Genomic DNA, 20,169 nt, shown 5'->3' on the forward strand with positions numbered 1-20,169 from the left:
CGCTGACAGGTGCAGAGGCACCCAAGGTGCACCCCTCATCATGTCGACTCGAGCTCTATCGAGCGACAGCATCATCGAGCCACGCCCATGCCCGAACACGACACCTTGAAGGTCCTGCTGGTCGACGACGAGATAGTGCGCGCCGCCATGGTCGAAGAGGCGCTTGCGCTGGACGGACACCAGGTGGTCTGCCGACTGTCAAGCCCGGCCAGCCTCAACGACATGGTGCAGCAGCATCAGCCCGACGTGGTCATCATCGACATGGAATCGCCGGACCGGGACACCCTGGAGAGCATGGCGCTGCTGCAGCGGGAGAACCCTCGACCGGTGGTGTTCTTCGCCGACCAGCATGACCCCGAATCGCTCAAGGCGGCGGTGAAGGCCGGCGTCAGCGCCTATGTGGTGGACGGTCTGGCGGCCAACCGCGTCAAGGCGGTCATCGATGTCGCCATCGCCCGCTTCGAAGCCTTTCAGGGAATGCGCCGCGACCTCGACAAGGCACGCAATCAGCTCGCCGACCGCAAGCGCATCGAACAGGCCAAGGGCCTGTTGATGAAGCATCAGAGCTGCGATGAGGAACAGGCATACCGCATGCTGCGCAAGCTGGCCATGGACCGCGGCCAGCGCATCGCCCAGGTCGCCCAGAACGTCATCGACATCCTCAAGCCACTGGAGAAGGGATCATGAGTCCATCGCTGTCTTCTGACGCGGCCAGCACGTCCAGAACTGGCGCGCCGCATCCACCCGAGCTCGCCAGCCTGACTCTGGGATTCGTGCCACTGCTGGATGCTGCGCTGTTGATCATCGCCCGGGAAGGCGGCTTCTTCGCCGCCCAGGGAGTCGAGGTCAGCCTGTCACGCGAGAACGCCTGGTCCACCCTGCGCGACAAGGTCGCCGCCGGCCTGCTTGACGGCGCCCAGATGCTGGCGCCGATGCCGCTGGCCATGAGCCAGGGGTTGTCCCGCGCGCCTTGTGACACCCTGGCCGCCGCGGTGCTGAGCCGCCAGGGCAATACGCTGGTGCTGTCTCGCCGCCTGGCCGATGCGGTTGGCGCTTCGGTCGACAACGGGGAGCCCGACGCCTTCGGCGCGGCCAGCGAACTGGCCCGACGCTTCAAGGCCTCGCTGAAAGAAGGCACCCGGCCACGCCTGGCCATGGTCTACCCCTACTCCTGCCAGCACCTGTTGCTGCGTGACTGGCTGGCCCGCGGCGACATCGACGTCGACCGCGAGGTCGAACTGGTCGCGCTGCCGCCCCCGCGCATGGTGGACGCCCTGCGCGAAGGCGAGATCGATGGCTTCTGCGTCGGCGAGCCCTGGGGCAGCCTGGCCCAGCATCGTCAGGTGGGTCGAGTGGTGGCCAGCGGCGCGGAACTGATGCCGGCGCATCCCGAGAAGGTGCTGGGGGTGACTGCCTCCTGGGCGCGGCGCTACCCGAATACCCTGTCCGCGCTGCTGCGCGCCCTCCAGGCCGCCGCCCTGTGGCTGGACAAGGCACCTGAGGCCAGACGCCAGACCCTGGCCTGGCTGGCACTGCCCCCCTACCTCGATGAAGCCGTAGGCCATCTCGACGAACTGCCGCTGGAAGCCGCCCCGGGCTACCCCTGCATCGGTGAGCGACTGCGTCCCCTGACGGCCGATTTCGAGGGGTTGATCCAGCGGTTGTCGCCGCTGCTCGAGGCTCGCGGGCGACAGCTCGACACCGCCACCCTGGAGGAGTGCTACAGCGCTGTGCATTACGACGCCGCCACGCACCAGTACGGTGCCGACACGCCCTGAACCCTGCCTGATCGGTGCTGCAGCCCGCCGCCAGGGCCTGCACCAACAGGCTGTTTTACCAGCACAAAACGTAAAACAGGCATGAAACTTGGATAGCCTGTAGCAAGTGCCGGCGAATGCCGGCGGCGGTCAACGGCGATCGCACCGACACTAGACAAAGACGTCTCTTCACCCTCCGACGCCGGAGGTGTGAGAGACGTCTTTGGCGTTTTTGGAGCCCATGCGATGCCTTATTCCACTGGACCTTCTGACTCCAGGCCCCGTTCCTCTGGCCTGCCTGACTCAAGGTCCCGTTCCGAAATGACCCAGGCCGGCTCGTCTTCCCCGACGAGGTCTGATGACGCACGTCTTCCCCACCTGGTGATCGTCGGCAACGGCATGGCCGCGCATCGATTGATCGAGACCCTGGCGGCCAAGAGTAATGCCCCACGACACATCACCGTGATCGGCGCCGAACCGCACGCGGCCTACAACCGCATTCTGCTGTCGAGCTGGCTGGCCGGCGATGTCGAGCAGGATGGATTGACGCTGACACCGCCGCATGACTCCGCCGTCACGGTCGATCAGCGCCTGGGCGCGCGGGTGGAGCGGATCGATCGTACCCGGCGCCTGGTCGAGTGCGACGACGGCGAGGTGATCCCCTACGACCATCTGGTGCTGGCGCTGGGTTCGCGCAGCGCCATGCCACAGATCCCCGGCATCACGCTGACGGGCGTGTCGGGCTTTCGCGATCTGGACGATGCGGCGCGCCTGGCCGACGCAGCAAAGGCTGGCGACGCGGCGGTGGTGGTCGGTGGTGGTCTGCTGGGCCTGGAGGCCGCCGCCGGCCTCGCCGCCAGAGGCATGCAGGTGTGCGTGCTGCAACGCTCACCGCGCCTGATGAACCGGCAGCTGGACGCCACCGCCAGCACCATGCTGGCAAGCGAAATCGAAGGCCGCGGCATCCATCTTGAGACCGGGGCGCGGTTGGCCGAGATCGTCGGCGATGAAAACGGCCAGGTCGCCGGTGTGCGCCTGGAAGACGACGAGCGCCTGCTGCCGGCGAACTGCGTGGTGATCGCCGCCGGCATCACCCCCAACGCCGAGCTGGGCAGGGATGCGGGGCTCGATTGCGATCGCGCCATCGTCGTCGACGACACCCTGGCCACCTCGGACCCCGACATTTCTGCCCTCGGCGAATGCTGCCAGTTCGAGGACACCACCTACGGTCTGGTGGAGCCGATCTGGCATCAGGTCGAGGTACTGGCCCGTCGCCTGTGCGGCGAGCCCTCGGCGCCTTACCACGAACGCGCCTGCGCCACCAAGCTCAAGGTTTCCGGCGTCTCGCTGTACGCCTTCGGCCCCACCGAGGCCGAGGACGGACATGAGGTCCTCAGCTACCGCGACCAGGGCGAATACCGCCGACTGCTGCTGCGCGACGGCCGACTCGAGGGTGCCGTGCTCTACGGCGATACCCGCATGGGCCCCTGGTTATTCCGGCTCGCCGAGCAAGGCCTGCGACTGGACCAAGTGCGCCACTCGCTGCTGCTGGGCCAGGCCGATACCGAGGCTCTGCTGGCGGACGACGCCACCACCGACACCGACCCATCGACCACCGAACAGGATGCCGCCTGATGTCCAGCACAAAGCACAATCTCGCCGCACACAATGCTCCCGACAGCGACGCCACGGATACCCGCCCCACCCTGGTCGTGGTAGGCAACGGCATGGTCGGTCACCACCTGGTCGAGCAGCTGGTCGAACGTGATCAGCACCGCCGCTACCACATCGTGGTATTCGGCGAGGAACGTCATCTGGCCTACGACCGAGTGCACCTGTCAGAGTACTTCAGCGGCCGCGACGCCCAGTCCCTGGCGCTGTCCACCGCCGACTACTACGCCGAGCACGGCATCGAGCTCAAGTTGCACCAGGCGGTCACCGCCATCGATCGCGATGCACGGCGCGTTCACACCGACGCTGGCTACCTCGACTTCGACCGTCTGGTGCTGGCCACCGGTTCCTTCCCCTTCGTCCCGCCGATTCCCGGCAATGATCGCGAGGGCTGCCTGGTCTACCGCACCCTGGACGATCTCGACGCCATTCGCGCCGCCGCCGCCACCGCCAATACCGGCGTGGTGGTGGGGGGCGGACTGCTCGGGCTGGAGGCCGCCAACGCCCTGCGCGGCCTCGACCTGGACACTGCGGTGGTCGAATTTGCCCCGCGTCTGATGCCGATGCAGGTGGACGAGCAAGGCGGTGAACTGCTCAAGGAAAAGATCGAGGGCCTGGGCGTCCAGGTGCTGACCGAAAGAGCGACCCGCGAGATCGTCCCCGGTGAAGCCAGCCGTCTGCGCATGGTATTTCAGGACGACAAGGTGCTGGAGACCGATCTGATCGTGTTCTCCGCCGGTATACGCCCCCGGGACGAGCTGGCCCGCGAGTGCGGGCTCGAGATCGGCGAACGTGGCGGCGTGGTGATCGATGACCACTGCCTGACCAGCGATCCCGCCATCCTCGCGGTGGGCGAGGTCGCGCTGTACAACAACAGCATCTTCGGCCTGGTCGCCCCCGGTTACCAGATGGCCAAGGCCGCGGCCGACACCCTGTGCGGTGGCGATTCGACCTTCACCGGGGCCGACATGAGCACCAAGCTCAAGCTGATGGGGGTCGACGTGGGGGCCATCGGCGACGCCCACGCCAACCGCCATCCCGGCGCCAAGCAGTACCGCTACTTCGACCAGATCCAGCAGGTCTATCGCAAGCTGGTGGTCTCCGGTGACGGCAAGCGCCTGCTCGGCGCCATGCTGGTGGGCGACAACTCCGCCTACGACAGCCTGATGCAGTACTACGCCAATGGCCTGGATCTGCCGGCGGACCCCGCCTCGTTGATCGTGCCCTCCAGCGAACCGGCGCCGGCGCTGGGCCCGGACGCCCTGCCGGACAGTGCCACCATCTGCTCGTGCCACAACGTCACCAAGGGCGCCATCAGCGTCGCCATCGACGCCGGCTGCGAGGACCTCGGCGCGGTCAAGGGGACGACCAAGGCCAGTACCGGCTGCGGCGGCTGTGCGGCGCTGCTCAAGAACGTCTTCGACCATGAACTGGCGGCCCGCGGCATGGAGGTCGACACCTCCCTGTGCGAGCACTTCGCCCACACCCGCCAGCAGCTCTTCGATATCGTTCGGGTCGCGGGCATCAAGACCTTCAGCGAATTGATGACCCGACACGGCACCATCCTGGACGACGGGGCGCCGAGTCTCGGCTGTGACGTCTGCAAGCCGGCGGTGGCCTCGATCCTGGCCTCCTGCTTCAACGAGCCGATCACCGACGCGGCGCATATCCCGCTGCAGGACACCAATGACACCTTCATGGCCAACATGCAGAAGAACGGCACCTTTTCCGTGGTGCCACGTATCGCCGGCGGTGAGATCACCCCGGACAAGCTGATCGTGCTGGGCCAGGTGGGCAAGAAGTACGGCCTCTACACCAAGATCACCGGCGGCCAGCGCATCGACCTGTTCGGCGCGCGCCTGGAAGACCTGCCGGCCATCTGGGAGGAACTGATCGACGCTGGATTCGAGACCGGACACGCCTACGGCAAGTCGCTGCGCACGGTGAAATCCTGCGTCGGCAGCAGCTGGTGCCGCTACGGCGTCCAGGACAGCGTCGGCATGGCGCTGCGGCTCGAGCATCGCTACAAGGGACTGCGCTCGCCGCACAAGCTCAAGTTTGCGGTGTCCGGCTGCACCCGCGAGTGCGCCGAGGCCCAGAGCAAGGATATCGGCGTCATCGCCACCGAGCATGGCTGGAACCTGTACGTCTGCGGCAACGGCGGCATGCGTCCGCGTCATGCGGAGCTGTTCGCCACCGACCTGGATGACCAGGCCCTGATCCAGGCCATCGACCGTCTGTTGATGTTCTACGTACGCACCGCCGATCGACTGCAGCGGACTTCTGTGTGGCGCGAAAACCTCGAGGGAGGCCTCGACTACCTCAAGGCGGTGGTGCTCGACGACAGTCTAGGCATCGGCGAGGAGCTCGAACGCCAGATGCAGCACGTCATCGATACCTACGAGTGCGAGTGGGCGGGCGCCCTGGCCGATCCGGACAAGCTCAAGCGCTTTCGCAGCTACGTCAACGACAGCCGCCCCGACCCGGACATCATCGTCACCGAGGAGCGCGGTCAGCTCCGCCCAGCCTGAGCCAACCACCGTTTCCGCCCTCGTGACCGACACCACGTCACGAGACGGGCTGCCAACAACGCCACAAGGAGTTTTCCATGACCGCTTCTTCCATCAGCCGTTCGCTGGATTGGATACCGCTGTGCCAGCGCAGCGACCTGGTGCCCTTCTCCGGTGTCGCCGCCTGGATCGACAGCGCCGAGGGCCCCGCCCAGGTGGCGCTGTTCTACTTGCCCGGGCATAGCCCGGAACTGTTCGCCATCGACCACCACGACCCCATCGCCAAGGCCAATGTGCTGGCCAGAGGCATCGTCGGCGACATCCAGGGAGAGCCGGTGGTGGCCTCTCCCCTGTACAAGCAGCACTTTCGCCTCAAGGACGGCAGTTGCGTGGAAGACGACAGCGTCTCGCTGCGCACCTGGGCGGTGGCCTTCGACCAGGACAGGGTAATGATCGCACCCTGAGCGCCGCAGCATTTCGGCCCGGGCCTGTGCGGCACGAAAGCTGGCGGGCTCGGTCCTGACCGTCATCTCGGGGGATAAGTCCGTCGCGGCCGAATCGCAGAGGACCGGCCTGGCGTGAGCGGGAAGGTTGACCGAAGAATTGACCTGATAGCGCAGCGTTGACACTTCGCCCTTGCAGCATTTTTGTCATCGTCCATGCTTGACTCAAGGGCACCGCTGGACCGAATCAGGGTCCAATGTAAAGAAGCGCCGTTGGCAGCACGTCTTGCGCCACAGCGGGACAAGCTGCAAGGAACGGCCAACCCGCCCAAGGGTTCGAGAATCGATTGAGAACCAGTTGAGAATTGGTTGAGAACCGTTTCATGGCCACAGGAGGAGCCTATCGTGTGCAATCCGACACCTTGGCGGCTGTCACATTCCTGACATCGCGCGCTGAGAGTGTCGACATCAAGGCGTCATGTTGACGCCCAAGGTGACAATCAGGAGAGCTGTGCCGATGGTACGCATCGACAAGAAGGCCACCCGACTGTACGTGCTGGACACCAACGTACTGATCCATGATCCCAGCGCCCTCTACCAGTTCGAAGAGCACGAAGTGGTTATCCCCATGACCGTGCTCGAGGAGCTCGACAAGCACAAGAATGGCATCCGCGAAATCGCCCGCACCGCCCGGCAAGTCAGCCGGACCCTCTCTGACCTGACCGCCAACGTCGACATCGACCAGATACGCCAAGGTATTCCCATCACCCGCGTCAGCGGACCAGATGGCCGACTGAGACTGCTCTGCTACTCCGACCTCACCCTGCCCGACAACCTGGAAGACAGCCCCGACAATCGTCTGCTCGGCGAGACCTGCCGACTGCGTCAGGAGCGCCCCGACGCCTCGGTGATCCTGGTCACCAAGGACATCAACCTGCGGGTCAAGGCCGCCGCCCTCGGCGTGCCGGTCGAGGACTACCTGACCGATCGCGCCTTCGATGACTCCGACGCCATGACCGACGGTGTCGCTGTGTATGAGGACGCCGGCCGTGGCTTGTGGGACGCCATGGCGCTGGACGTCAAGGTCGAGCGCGACCATGACCGTGTCATCTATCGACTGAGCGGCGAGATTCCCCAGCACTGGCACCTGGGCATGCTGGTGTCCGACGCCGACGGCGAGGCCAGCTTCGAGGCCATCGTGCGCGAACTCGCCCCCCACCAGGCCACCCTGGAGCTTCTGACCAACTATCGCCACGGCGCCAGCGTCTGGGGGGTACACGCCCACGACAGCCGGCAGAACTTCACCTTGAACCTGCTGATGGATGACGCCGTGGACCTGGTCACGGTGGCCGGCAGTGCCGGCACCGGCAAGACCTTCATGACCCTGGCCGCTGCCTTCCAGCAGACCCTCGATACCAAGCGCTTCGAACGGGTGGTATTCACCCGGGCGCCGATCTCCATGAGCGAGGACATCGGCTTTCTGCCCGGCACCGAAGAGGAAAAGATGTCGCCCTGGATGGGCGCCTTCCACGACAACATGGACAACCTGCTGCGCGACGAGCATGACGGAAGCTCGACCTGGAACCAGGACGCCACGCGCCAGCTACTGGGCTCACGCGTACAGATCCGGGCGCCGGGCTTCATGCGTGGACGCACCCTCAACGACACCTTCCTGATCATCGACGAGGCCCAGAACTTTACGCCAAAGCAGTTGAAGAGCCTGATCACCCGAGCAGGACGCAACACCAAGATCGTCTGTCTGGGCAACGTCGGCCAGATCGACACCCCTTACCTCACCGCCAATACCTGCGGCATGGCCGCAGTGGTTCAGAACTTCAAGAACTGGCCCCATGCCGGCCATGTGACCTTGAAGAGCGTCGAGCGCTCGCGCCTGGCCCTGGCCGGCGAAGAGCTGTTGTAAGCGCCCCCAGCGGAACGAACGCGCCCACCAACGAAACGAAAGCGCCCCCCAACGAAACCAAAGCGCCCCCGCCTGCAAGGCGGGGGCGCTGGCGTTCGGCCCGGAGCTGACACTTTCAGTTGCCCCGGTCACTTGTCACGGTCACTTGTCCCGGTTCATGGCCTTCTCGATCAGCTCCTCGGACTCGCTCTTGGGTGTCTTCTCGATCATTTCGGCCGCTTCGGAATAAAGGCAGACGTAGGTCTGGCAGGAAGCGCAGTGCACCTTTTCATCGGGATTCTTGGTGCTGGGGACTCGCATGTTGTAGCTGCCGCAGTTCGGGCAGGGCTTGGGGATCCGCAGATCTTCGCTCAACGCCATCTCGATCTCCTTGTAGATGGTGGATGATGCCAGGGCCTTGCCCAACGCGAGGTTATCGCGTTCATACTCAGGAAGGAGGCCCTTCAATTGGTTGCGACCGGCACGCTTGGCATCGTAGAGCGCTCCGTCCACACGCCGCATGGCCATGTCGAGACTTTCGTCCTGCCCGACACAGATGGCTCCCATGCTCACCGTTACCTTGAGGGCACGACGGTCGACCTTCAAGGTCGATGCTTCCACGTTGCTTCGAAGACGCTCCAGTATGTCCCAGGCGTCTTCGGCATGAACGTCACCGAGCAGTACCAGAAATTCTTCGCCCCCGATACGCGCCAGCAGGTCATAGGGGCGCAGGCTTAGACGACAGGTATCGGCGAAAGCCTTCAGCACCATATCCCCGGCGGCGTGGCCGTAGGCATCGTTCAGTGACTTGAAATGGTCAAGATCCAGCATCGCCAGCACCGCTGGCTCGCCACGGCGCCGCAATCGGGCGAGTACCCGCGCTCCTGCCTCGAGGAAGGCACGGCGATTCATCACGCCGGTGAGGACATCGGTGCTGACCAGCTTGGCGACACGCGACTCCGCCTGCTTGCGCTGGGTCACATCCAGCAGCAGGCCATCCCAGACCACGGTGCCGTCATCGAATCGCTGGGGCGTCCCCCTGGCCTCGAACCAGCGCTGTCCTTCCGCTACGGTCTCCTGAGCATCACCCAGGGTGATGTCCAGGTGCCAGGGTGTGAGGCTGACCAGCGACTGGGCGAGCGCCAGCGTCAACTGCTCACGCGCGTCCTCGTCCAGCCTGGAAAGCACGACCTCGACGTCTTCAAGGGCTCTTTGACGAGACAGCCCCGTCTGGGATTCGAAGCCAGGTCCCAGGTAGTCAAACGACAAGCCTCCCCCGGGCGACTGGCGCAGCCGGAACACCACTCCCGGGAGCCTCGCCATGCGGCTTTCAATGGTGCGGCTCAGTCGCTGAGCTGACGCCGCCTGCAGTTGCAGTCGGCTGACGTCGTGCTTCATCAGCATCCAGCGGGCAGCGCACCACGACACCGGGTGGATGCTGGTACCAAGGTGACGTAGACGACCAACCCCGTCACAGGCCACCACGCCTTCCCAGCTCCCGCCTCCCTCGCGACAACGCGCAAGGGCCAGCTCCAGTGTCTCGGCTGCCGTACTGCAATGAACATCGGTCAGGCGCAGCCCCCTGATGTCTGCCAGAGACTTGCCCAGTTCATTGCACTGACGAGCGTTCGCCCAGACGATGATTCCTTCATGGTCAAGCAACAAGGCGGACCCCGGCGCGGCGCCCAGCAGGGCCTCGGCCCCCGACTCCCCGTCACTGACCGTCATGGTCTTTGGGGGTGCGCCACTCTCGGCCTTTGTCTTGTCGCGACGGAAAAACCTCCATACAGACATCACCCTGCATCCCGTAAGCTTTTTCTTAATTTTTTGTACGAAAAAAGCTTAGAAGAACCAGACTTCCTTCGCAGGATGAAAAGTCTCATGTTCGCAGGCTGAGCAAAGCAGCCTCAGGACTCACTGTCCCAGCAGCTCACTCATCCACTCGCCGATATCCCCGATCTGCTGCGGGCAGACCGCGTGAGCCATGGGATACTGACGATAGACGGTGTGATAGCCAAGCTCCTCCAGACGAGCGAAGGCGGCTCGGCCCAGGGATTCGGGTACCACCGGATCCATGCTGCCGTGATGGATTTCCACCCTCAGGTCGCGATTGGCCTCGTTCAGCTTGATCGAGTTCGCGGTGGCAAAGTAGGTGGACATCGCCAGCAGACCGCCTAACGGCTTGTCAAAGCTGAAGGCGGCCTCGTAGGCAACGGCCCCACCCTGGGAAAACCCGGCCAGCAGGATACGTCGGCTGTCGATGCCGGCATCGATCTGGGACTGTACGACGCCCTTGATCCGCTCGGCCGACAGCCGCAGCTGCATCTCGTCCACCCGACGGTCCAGGCTCATCTCGAGAATGTCGTACCAGGCGGGCATGACCATGCCACCATTGATGGTGACCGGCAGGCGCGGTGCATGGGGCAGGATAAATCGGATCTGAGCGTAACCGGGCCTTGGCAGCATGGGCACCACCGGCTCGAAGTCACGCCCATCCGCTCCCAGGCCGTGAAGAATGATCATGCAGGCGTCCGCTTCGCCTCGGGGCTCGATGACCAGCTGGTCGTTGTCGCTCATGGGCAGATCTCAGTCTATGTTGCAAAGCACAACCTCCTAGCCTACCGCAATGCGCCAGAGGGGACGAGCCAAACAGGTGAAGTCACCCGGCTACCGAGAAGCACACAGGGCTTTTTAGAAGGGCCAGAAAAAGGGGGTCAGCACCAGCACCACGACCGCAGTCAGCAGATTCAGGGGGCCGCCGAGCTTGAGGTAATCCTGAACCCGGTAGCCACCGGGGCCCATGACCATCAGATTGGTCTGATAGCCAATCGGGGTGAGAAAACTGGCCGATGCGGCAAACATCACCACGACCACGTAGGGCAAAGGATTGACGCCGAGACTCTCGGCCCCTGCCATGGCGATGGGGAAGGTAATGACCGCTGCGGCATTGTTGGTCACCAGCGAGGTCAGCAGCGCCACCACACAGTAGGTGCCCACCAGCAGCGCCCAGGGACTGTCGCCGACGACACTCAGCAGCCCACGGGCCACCACATCTGCTGCCCCGGACGTCTGCAGTGCGGCGCCCAGGCCAAAGGATGCGGCGATGGTCAGTAACACCTGGGTGTCCATGCCGCGACGGGCACTGCGGACGCTGACACAGCCGCTCAACAGGGCTGCCGTGGCGCCCAGCATGGCGGCGTTCATCATGCTCATCAGCCCGGTGGAGGCCAGCACCACTACCGTCGCCAGGATCGCCCAGGCGCGCAGCGCTCGGTCGAAGGCGGGCCTGGCCTGACCATTGACCTGGCTGATCAACAGGAAGTCCTGAGACTGTCGATGACGTTCGATAAAGGCCGGGCGCGCCTCGAGCAACAGCACATCGGAGGGTTGCAGACGAATCTGCCCGAGGCTACCCGCCACCCTGCGCCCACCACGACAGACCGCCAGCACAGCGGCGCCATAGAGCGTGCGAAAATGGCCATCGCGAATCTTCTGCCCGATGAACTGGCACTGGTCGGAGACTACCGCTTCCACCAGGCGGCGCTCGCGAAACTCCTTCTCAAGATGCGACTCCCCCAGACGGGATGGCCTCAGACCGCGCATCTGCTGCAATTCCACTGCCCCCTCAGTGGTGCCGGCAAAGACCAGGTGATCCCCGCCCTTGAGACGTTCACCCGGCCCCACCACGCTGACCACATTGCCACCGCGTTCGATTTCCACCAGGAAGAGCCCGGAAAGATGCCGCAGCCCGGCCTCTTCGACGGTGCGGTCGACCAGCGGCCCCTGCGGATCCACTTCCATTTCGATGGTGAACTCGCGCAGGTTGGCGAAGGCCTCCTCGCTGCCGGGGCGCCTGGACAGCAGACGAGGCGTTACTACCAGCAGGTAGACGACCCCAACCAGCGCCATGGGCACGCCCACCCAGGCGATTTCGAACAGCCCCAGGTGGAGGTCCGGGAAGCGCTCCTGCATCAGCGAATGCACCACCAGATTGGTACTGGTACCCATCAGGGTGACGGTGCCGCCGAGGATCGAAGCGAAGCTCAGCGGCATCAGCAGCAACTGCGGGGCAATCGAGAAGCGACGCCCCCAGCTGATCACCGCAGGGATGAAGGTGGCCACCACCGGCGTGTTGTTGAGCAGCCCGCTGACGGCGGTGACTGGCCACACCAGGCGTGACAAGGCGTGACGTTCGCCGGAGGGGCGTCCCAGCACGTGACGAATGATCAGATCGATACCACCGGTATCACGCAGGCTGGCGACCAGGATGTAGAGGAAGGCGACCGTGAACAGGCCACTGTTGGAAAAGCCGCCCAACGCCTGCTCGGCGTCGATGACCCCAAGGCTCAGAAGCACCACAAGAGCCCCCATCAGCACCATGTCGGGGCCGAGACGGGTCAGCGCCATCAACGGGAAGACGGCACAGGCAACGGAAAGGGCGATCCAGGCATCCAGCGACATGAGGTGGCCTTGCTGAAGAGAATCAGCCTATTGTGCCTCCCTCACCTTATTCTAAATAGTTACAATGTATTATTTTTTTATCTCTTTCAGGCATATGCGCCATTCACCCTATGCCACAGCGCCTTTGCGAGAGATTCACCTCGTTTACGGGTGTCCTTCACCGGCACCCACCCGGGGCGCAGAATGACACATCAGAAACGCAAAAAGGCCCGCCGTAGCGAGCCTTTTCCATGCATCAAGTGCGATGCATCATGCCGCCTGAGCGGCCATCAAGCGATCGACTTAGTCGATGACCTTGATGTTGGAAGCCTGGAGGCCTTTCTTGCCCTGAGTCACCTCGAAGGAGACCTTCTGGCCATCCTGCAGGGACTTGAAGCCGTCGGCTTGAATCTCGGAGAAGTGAGCGAACAGGTCGTCACCGTTGTCGTCCGGAGAGATGAAGCCGTAGCCCTTAGTGTCGTTGAACCACTTGACGGTACCAGTTGCCATGATCGAATCCTCGACTAGCGTATATACATTACCGGGAGATACCCGAGTTGCAGTGGGTAAAACAAGAAACCTTCCCCCGGAACATCGTCGCCAGGATGCTTCGATGACCTCTGAGACGTTCAACTTGCTAACCAACTGCGAGCAGCATGCGCCGTCTTGGCGCTCAGGTCAAACACTATTTGCACTTGGTTACGAGACGATGACGCTTTGCAGTCACCTGCAGCAGCACCTCACGACTGGCCGGCTGCCGCCTATAGCGCGGCCTCTCTCCCGAGCCATGCCTCCGCCTTTTGCTCCACTGTGCCTGGTCGTCACCCGGTGCCGCGTGCTCTATGCCGGTGACAGGTAATGTGCTTGCATGAGTAAAGAACACAAGAAAACCGTGACTCAGGGAGAACGACATGGCCTCGTACCTTTCACGCCACGCCTCGACCCGCTTCGGCGCCTACTACATCGCCGTCGCCGGCCTGATCGTCAGCCTGCTCGGGCTACTGGCGTCACTATGGTGGCTGACGGGGGTGCTGGCGTTTGGCGCGCTGACCGCGCTGGGCACCTATGACATCGTCCAGCGTCGCCGCACGGTCAGTCGCAACTACCCGATCCTGGCGCATATTCGCTACTTCCTGGAATCCATCGGGCCCGAGTTCCGCCAGTACTTCATTGAGGCGGACACCTTCGAGTCGCCCTTCTCCCGCGAGCAGCGCTCGCTGGTCTATCGACGGGCCAAGAGCACCATCGACAAGAAGCCCTTCGGCTCGCTCCGGGACATGAACGCCCCCGGCTACGAGTGGATGGGGCCATCGCTGTCACCGGTGGAGATCACCGATCATGACTTCCGCGTGGTCGTTGGCGAGCATCGCGCCAAGCCCTACAAGGCCAGCGTGCTCAATATTTCCGCCATGAGCTTCGGTGCCCTGTCGCCCAATGCCATCAGCGCCCTCAACGAAGGTGCCAAGCTCGGGGGCTTCTACCACACCACCGGGGAAGGGGCGATATCGCCCTACCACCTGCGCGGCGGCGACCTGGTGTGGCAGATCGGTTCCGGCTACTTCGGCTGTCGTCGCGACGACGGTGGATTCGATCGCGACAAGTTCAAGGAGAATGCCCGTCGTGACGAAGTGAAAATGATCGAGATCAAGCTTTCCCAGGGCGCCAAGCCTGGCCATGGCGGCATCCTGCCGGGGGCCAAGGTGACCGCCGAGATAGCCTCGACTCGCGGCGTGCCCGAAGGCCAGGACGTACTTTCGCCGTCCAAGCACTCCGCCTTCTCCACCCCCTGCGAGATGATCCACTTCATCCAGGAGCTGCGCACCCTCTCCGGCGACAAGCCGGTGGGCATCAAGCTGGCCCTGGGCCATCCCTGGGAATGGTTCGCCATGGTCAAGGCCATGCTGGAATGCGGCGACCGCCCCGACTATATCGTGGTCGACGGTGGCCAGGGCGGCACCGGCGCCGCACCGCTGGAATTCATCAACCGCCTCGGCATGCCGCTCAATGACGCCCTGATCCTGGTCCACAACACCCTGGTCGGCGCCGGACTGCGCGACGAGATTCGCATCGGCGCCAGCGGCAAGATCATAAGCGCCTTCGACATCGCCCGCACGCTGGCGCTGGGCGCCGACTGGGTCAACATGGCCCGTGGCTTCATGTTCTCGCTGGGCTGCATCCAGGCCCAGAGCTGCCACAATGACCAGTGCCCCAGCGGGGTCGCCACCCAGGACAAGGCCCGCGGCAACCGCCTGGACGTCGAGGACAAGTCGGTGCGGGTGAAGAACTTCCACGCCAATACCAAGTTCGCCCTGTGCGAGATGCTGGAGGCTGCTGGGCTGCATCACCCCAGCGAACTTGGCCCCGAACACATCATCAGGCGCCTCTCCAATGGTAAGGCGCTGCCCTACATCAGCCTGATCGACAGCCTGGCACCCAAGGAGTTGCTGGAGGGCGGCGCCAAGAACCATCCGCTGTATCGTGAGTTCTGGGATCTGGCAGATGCGAACAGCTTCGATGCCCCCTGCGCCCTGCACAGTCTGCGACAGACCAAGCTTCTCTAGTCGCCGGCCATCCTCGCCCTCCCTGCCTCCAGGGGGGGCGGCCACCCGCTCTTCCCTTTCGGCTTACCTTGCGCCTGCCTGACCCCACGCAGTGGTGTTGCTCAGCGATGGTCGACGCAGTCCCCCACCTCTTCCAGTTGCATCGTGACATGCTCGATATCGAACCCTTGGGTCAGCACCTCCCGCACTGCCACCAGAGTTGTCTGGTGGTCTTCTCCCGAGCGCACGCCGACGTGCATCGACACCAGATGCCGTCCGGGTGTCAGCGACCAGGCGTGAACATGATGAACGTCGCATACCGCCGGTACCGTCTCGACGACGGCCCGCTTCATGGCATCGATGTCCAGGGATTCCGGAACGCCTTCCAGCAGGATGTGCCCACTCTGGCGCGTTAGTGTCCAGGCATTCCTGAGGATCAGCAGCGCCACCAGCACCGACAGCAGCGGGTCGATCGGCGTCCATCCGGTCGCCATGATCACCAGCGATGCAACGATCGCCGCAACGGAACCGAGCAGATCGCCCAGCACGTGCAGCGCAGCACCGCGAATATTCAGATTGTCGCGATCGCCGCCGTGAAGAATCACGAAGACCACGATATTGACCAGCAGTCCCGCCACCGCCACCGTCAGCATGACAGGCCCCAGCACCTCGACCGGACTCAGCAGGCGGCGGACCGCCTCGATCGATATCCACACAACGATGGCGATCAGAGTCAAGCCGTTGACGAAGGCGGCGAGGATCTGCACCCGGTCATAGCCAAAACTGCGGGCGTCGTCGGCAGGTCGCTTGCTGAGGCGGGCGGCGAACCAGGCCAGTACCAGAGCAGCGCTGTCGGTAAGCATATGGCCGGCGTCGGCCAGCAGCGCCAGCGATCCGGAGACAACACCTCCGATCACCTCGGCCACCATGAAGGACGCGGTCAGCAGGATGCCCCAAGCCAGCCGACGCTGGCTGTCGGTGTGCACATGGCCGATGCCATGGCCATGGCGGTGCGCGTCATGACCGTGGGGATCGTGCCGATGCTTGTCACGCTCAGCGTGCTGGTGAGCAGGGCCGTCCGCTCTGGCGCTTTCGGTCGTTCGATGTTCATGAGCCATGGGAGTCTCCCGGGAAGACGCGTTCCTCATCCTTGATGCTAGCATTTGCCAGGTGCTGACCTGGTCCACTCGCGCAGCCAGTTCAAGACCAGCGCTACCAGACCAGCCAGCGCAACGGCCACCTCGGGAACAGTCTGCATGGCATACGCCGGCGCTCTGGCCTCCTTGCCGCTTACCGTTGATACTCTTGATGTATTCGCCATGCGCGAGGTCTCCCCCGGAACGGGGCTTACCGACAGCGAACCGACACAGGACCGCCATGACCGACACCGGAACGTCTCCCGACGACCTCCCCGCTATCCTCGCCGGCCCCATCCTGCGACGCTTGAGTCCCGAACGTCTGCGCATCTGGCTGGTGGCGAGCCGTCCGCTCAGCTTGACCCTCGAGCTGTCACCCAGCGGCGAGTCACCTCGCCGACAGCCGCTTGGTGAGGACGATTACCGGCTGGTGCCACTGGGCCGCCATGCCCTGCTCTACCTGATCGATGCACCGCTGGATGAGCCTCTGCCCCAGGACACCCGGATCGACTACGACCTCAAGGTGACGGACGAGCGCGAAGCATCCCTCGGCGAGCTGGCGCCCCATCTGTGCCATGAAGGGCACGAGACGCCGGCATTCGTGCTGGCGTCGAGCCACCGGCGCCTGCTGCACGGCTCCTGCCGTCGTCCTCACTACGATGGCCCGGACGGCCTGGCCCATCTGGACAGCTGGCTCGCCCAGCGTCTCGACTGTCCCGAACAGTGGCCGGCCTGGCTGTTGATGACCGGCGACCAGATCTACGCCGATGACGTCGCCGGCCCCTTGCTGGTGGCGATACACGCGCTGATCGAGCGCCTGGGGCTGTTCGACGAGACCCTCGAGGGCTCGACCATCGACGACAGCCAATCGCTCTACGCAAGCCCCTTCAGCTACTATCGACGCGAGGAGTTGCTGCCCGACGTCAAGAGTTCGGCTGCCCTCAAGGATCGCTTCTTCGGGGGCGTACGCAAGCCGGTGTTCACGTCGGCCAGCGCCGCCAATCACCTGATGACCTTCGCCGAGATGGTGGCCATGTACCTGCTGGTCTGGTCGCCGACGCCGTGGCGCCTCATCGAGTGCCAGCCTCCTGCGCTTGAAGAAGAGCGACGAGAGACCTACGACGACCAGGCTCGGATCATCGACGACTTTGTCGCTACCCTGCCTGCCGCCGCCCGCGTCATGGCCCAGTTGCCGAGCCTGATGATCTTCGATGACCACGACGTCACCGACGACTGGAACCTTACCGCGCAGTGGGAAAGCACGGCTTACGGCCACCCCTTCTCCAAGCGCATCATCGGCAATGCCTTGCTGGCCTATCTGCTGTGTCAGGGCTGGGGCAACGCCCCCGAGCGGTTGAAGACACCGCTGGACGAAGCCCAGGCGCTGTTGAACGACGCCAATGACCATCAAGGCTGGCTCGACAAGGATCAGCAGGATGCCTGTCTCGAGCGCCTCTTTCGCTTCGAGGGCTGGGAATTTCAGGTGGAGGGCAGTCCACGGCTGGTGGTGCTGGATACCCGCACCCGACGCTGGCGCAATGGGCGCAAGCCCGAACGGCCATCCGGCCTGATGGACTGGGAGGCGTTATCGGAATTTCAGCAGGAGTTGATCGACGCACCGTCGGCGGTCATCGTCTCTCCGGCGCCGATGTTCGGGGTCAAGCTGATCGAGACCATCCAGAAATTGTTCACCCTGGCGGGCAAGCCGCTGCTGGTGGATGCCGAGAACTGGATGGCCCATCGTGGCGCCGCCAGCGTGATGCTCAACATCTTCCGCCACTCGCGGACCCCGGGACACTACGTCATCCTGTCCGGCGACGTGCACTACTCCTTCGTCTACGACGTGCGTATCCGTCACCGGCACCAGGGCCCGATGATCTGGCAGATCACCTCCAGCGGTCTCAAGAACTGCTTTCCTGACACCCTGCTGGATACCTTCGACCGGCTCAATCGCTGGCTTTACTCGCCACGCTCGCCGCTCAACTGGTTCACCCAGCGCCGGCCCATGGCAGTGGAGCCCAGGGACCCGGACCGCGCCAAGGCCGGAGAACGCCTGTGGAACGGGCCCGGCATCGGTCTGGTCACCCTGGCCGAGGACGGCAGCCCCGAGGACATCCGTCAGCTCGACGCCCGCGGCATGGAGGTGGTGTTTCCACCGCCCGAGAAGGCGCCATAACCCCGTCCTTGGCTCGCTTGCGCTACAGCAGCCGACCCTGACCGGGTCGGCTCAACCTTTTGTTGGGTTTGCCCAGCTTACTAGCGCTGGCTTATGCGCCCGGTCGGTTTACTTGCGCTGGACCGATTCGACCTTGCGTTCAGGTGGTCCATATCGCTGGCTCATGCGCCCGGTCGGTTTACTTGCGCTGGACCGATTCGACCTTGCGTTCAGGTGGTCCATATCGCTGGCTCATGTGCCCGGTCGGCTTACTTGCGCTGGACCGATTCGACCTTGCGTTTCAGCTTGCTCATGCGAGCACGCTCGGCCAGTGGCCGGCTGGCGTCCTCCACCGGGCCACCCTTGGCCGGTCCCAGCAGGTGGGCCATCCAGCGGGTCTGGGGGTGGCTGTCGAGGGCGATCTTCAACGTCATCGTCAGCACCACCGACAGCAACATGCCGGTGACCCCGAAGATCCAGCCCCACACCACCAGCGACAGAAAGGCGACGAAGGTGGACAACCCCAGCGCCCGCCCCATGACCCGCGGTTCGACCAGATTGCCCATGACGAAGTTGATCGACAGATAGGCAAGGCTCAGCAGCAGCGCATCGCCCATGCCCCCGTCCGGAGACACCAGCACCAGCAGCACCGCCGGCACCGCGGCGATGGCCGAACCGATGTTGGGGATATAGTTGAGCGCAAAGGCCAACACCGCCCACAGCAGCGGGAAGTCGACCCCCACCAGCAGACAGGCCACCCACACCAGGGCCCCGGTGACCAGGCTGATCACGGTCTTGACCGCCAGGTAACGCTTGAGGGTGTGGCTGAACTCGTTGAAGCGCTCGAGGCTCGGGGCGGGGTTGGCCAGCGCCCGGGATATCTTGTCGCGGAAGTTCAGGGTCTCGAACAACATGAACATCACCAGCAGCGCCACCACGACACTCTGCATCATCAGATTGCCGAGCTGGCTGAGCAGTGCCGGTAGCCATTCGCCAAGCTTCTGGGTGTCGAGAAACCCGGCCAACCGCTGGGTGTCGATGGCAAGCCCCATGCTGGCCAGTCCATCGAGCAGGCGCAGGTAGTATTCGTAGAGCTTTTCCTCGATCCCGGGCAAGGCCTCGGCAAAGGTACCGACACTATTGGCCAGCAACAGCGCCAGCAGGATCAGCATGCCGCCGATCACCACCAGCGTGACCCATACCGATAGTCTCAAGCCCAGCCCCCGCTCGTGCAGCCACTGCACCGGGGCGGTACACACCACCGCGATGAACAGCGACAGCAGCACCGGCACCAGCAGGTCTGCCCCCGCGCGCATGCCGGCGACGATGACCACCAGTGCAGCCAGGGCCAGCGTCAGGTTCAAGGGGAGCCTGCGCTCCTGCGCCTCGACTTCATCTTCCATGGACGGTAGCTCCTCTCGTTAACCAGCCGTCGGCTCGACGGCGTTGTCGGCGCCATCATGCCCCGCCAATCGTTTCAGCACAAAGAATCATGGCACATGGCGCAACATTGCCAATGTTCCGTGTATCACTCCGGCGACATTGGCCGGCCCAGCCTCAACCATGCAAGGATCGTGGAGACGCTTGAGATCCGGGAACGTCTCGCCAGGGACACCG

The 20,169-nt window shown here is 64.0% G+C and carries 14 protein-coding genes; 8 read left to right on the forward strand and 6 right to left on the reverse strand.

Going from position 1 to position 20,169, the window contains the following annotated elements:
* The first annotated feature begins 87 nt into the window (after positions 1–87).
* The 6 genes from NFI08_RS11950 (at position 88) to NFI08_RS11975 (ending at position 8,302) form a co-directional block, all read left to right on the forward strand.
* Positions 88–687 (forward strand): ANTAR domain-containing response regulator, encoded by a 600-nt coding sequence (locus NFI08_RS11950; RefSeq protein ID WP_045994380.1) that lies wholly within the window; start codon positions 88–90, stop codon positions 685–687.
* Positions 684–1,778 carry a CmpA/NrtA family ABC transporter substrate-binding protein gene (locus tag NFI08_RS11955; RefSeq protein WP_108450116.1) on the forward strand — a complete coding sequence of 365 codons (1,095 nt, stop codon included), beginning with the start codon at positions 684–686 and terminating at the stop codon, positions 1,776–1,778. The genes NFI08_RS11950 and NFI08_RS11955 overlap by 4 nt, the downstream gene beginning before the upstream one ends.
* 300 nt (positions 1,779–2,078) lie before the next feature.
* Positions 2,079–3,392, forward strand: coding sequence for an NAD(P)/FAD-dependent oxidoreductase (locus NFI08_RS11960; protein ID WP_349589582.1), 1,314 nt, complete (start codon positions 2,079–2,081; stop codon positions 3,390–3,392).
* Positions 3,392–5,959, forward strand: coding sequence for a nitrite reductase large subunit NirB (gene nirB / locus NFI08_RS11965; protein WP_108450114.1), 2,568 nt, complete (start codon positions 3,392–3,394; stop codon positions 5,957–5,959). The genes NFI08_RS11960 and nirB overlap by 1 nt, the downstream gene beginning before the upstream one ends.
* 77 nt (positions 5,960–6,036) lie before the next feature.
* A complete protein-coding gene (gene nirD, locus NFI08_RS11970) occupies positions 6,037–6,402 on the forward strand; it encodes a nitrite reductase small subunit NirD (protein ID WP_108450113.1) in 366 nt (121 codons plus the stop codon).
* 496 nt (positions 6,403–6,898) lie between these two features.
* Positions 6,899–8,302 (forward strand): PhoH family protein, encoded by a 1,404-nt coding sequence (locus tag NFI08_RS11975; protein WP_045994377.1) that lies wholly within the window; start codon positions 6,899–6,901, stop codon positions 8,300–8,302.
* Positions 8,303–8,443: 141 nt separating this feature from the next.
* On the opposite strand, the gene NFI08_RS11980 is transcribed toward NFI08_RS11975, so the two are convergent.
* From NFI08_RS11980 to NFI08_RS11995, 4 genes are all read right to left on the reverse strand, one after another.
* On the reverse strand, positions 8,444–10,009 hold the full coding sequence (locus NFI08_RS11980) for a sensor domain-containing diguanylate cyclase (RefSeq protein ID WP_349589587.1): 1,566 nt from the start codon (positions 10,007–10,009) through the stop codon (positions 8,444–8,446).
* A 186-nt stretch (positions 10,010–10,195) separates the two neighbouring features.
* Positions 10,196–10,858: an alpha/beta hydrolase gene (locus tag NFI08_RS11985; protein ID WP_108450110.1), complete on the reverse strand. Its 663-nt coding sequence runs from the start codon at positions 10,856–10,858 to the stop codon at positions 10,196–10,198.
* Positions 10,859–10,972: 114 nt separating this feature from the next.
* On the reverse strand, positions 10,973–12,742 hold the full coding sequence (locus NFI08_RS11990; protein ID WP_045994374.1) for an SLC13 family permease: 1,770 nt from the start codon (positions 12,740–12,742) through the stop codon (positions 10,973–10,975).
* 282 nt (positions 12,743–13,024) lie between these two features.
* Positions 13,025–13,231: a cold-shock protein gene (locus NFI08_RS11995; protein WP_045994373.1), complete on the reverse strand. Its 207-nt coding sequence runs from the start codon at positions 13,229–13,231 to the stop codon at positions 13,025–13,027.
* A gap of 401 nt (positions 13,232–13,632) precedes the next feature.
* Here NFI08_RS11995 and NFI08_RS12000 point away from each other — a divergent pair, with 401 nt between their 5' ends.
* A complete protein-coding gene (locus tag NFI08_RS12000; protein WP_045994372.1) occupies positions 13,633–15,282 on the forward strand; it encodes an FMN-binding glutamate synthase family protein in 1,650 nt (549 codons plus the stop codon).
* Between the two features lie 101 nt (positions 15,283–15,383).
* Here NFI08_RS12000 and NFI08_RS12005 read toward each other — a convergent pair whose 3' ends face one another.
* The gene (locus NFI08_RS12005; protein WP_108450108.1) at positions 15,384–16,379 is read right to left on the reverse strand and encodes a cation diffusion facilitator family transporter; all 996 of its coding nucleotides are present in this window, start codon (positions 16,377–16,379) and stop codon (positions 15,384–15,386) included.
* Positions 16,380–16,638: 259 nt separating this feature from the next.
* Here NFI08_RS12005 and NFI08_RS12010 point away from each other — a divergent pair, with 259 nt between their 5' ends.
* Positions 16,639–18,573, forward strand: coding sequence for an alkaline phosphatase D family protein (locus NFI08_RS12010; protein ID WP_349589593.1), 1,935 nt, complete (start codon positions 16,639–16,641; stop codon positions 18,571–18,573).
* A gap of 248 nt (positions 18,574–18,821) precedes the next feature.
* Here NFI08_RS12010 and NFI08_RS12015 read toward each other — a convergent pair whose 3' ends face one another.
* Positions 18,822–19,955 (reverse strand): AI-2E family transporter, encoded by a 1,134-nt coding sequence (locus NFI08_RS12015; protein WP_045994370.1) that lies wholly within the window; start codon positions 19,953–19,955, stop codon positions 18,822–18,824.
* Positions 19,956–20,169: the final 214 nt, after the last annotated feature.

Source organism: Halomonas sp. EF61 (assembly GCF_040147045.1).
In the GTDB taxonomy this organism is placed as follows: Bacteria; Pseudomonadota; Gammaproteobacteria; order Pseudomonadales; family Halomonadaceae; genus Halomonas; species Halomonas litopenaei.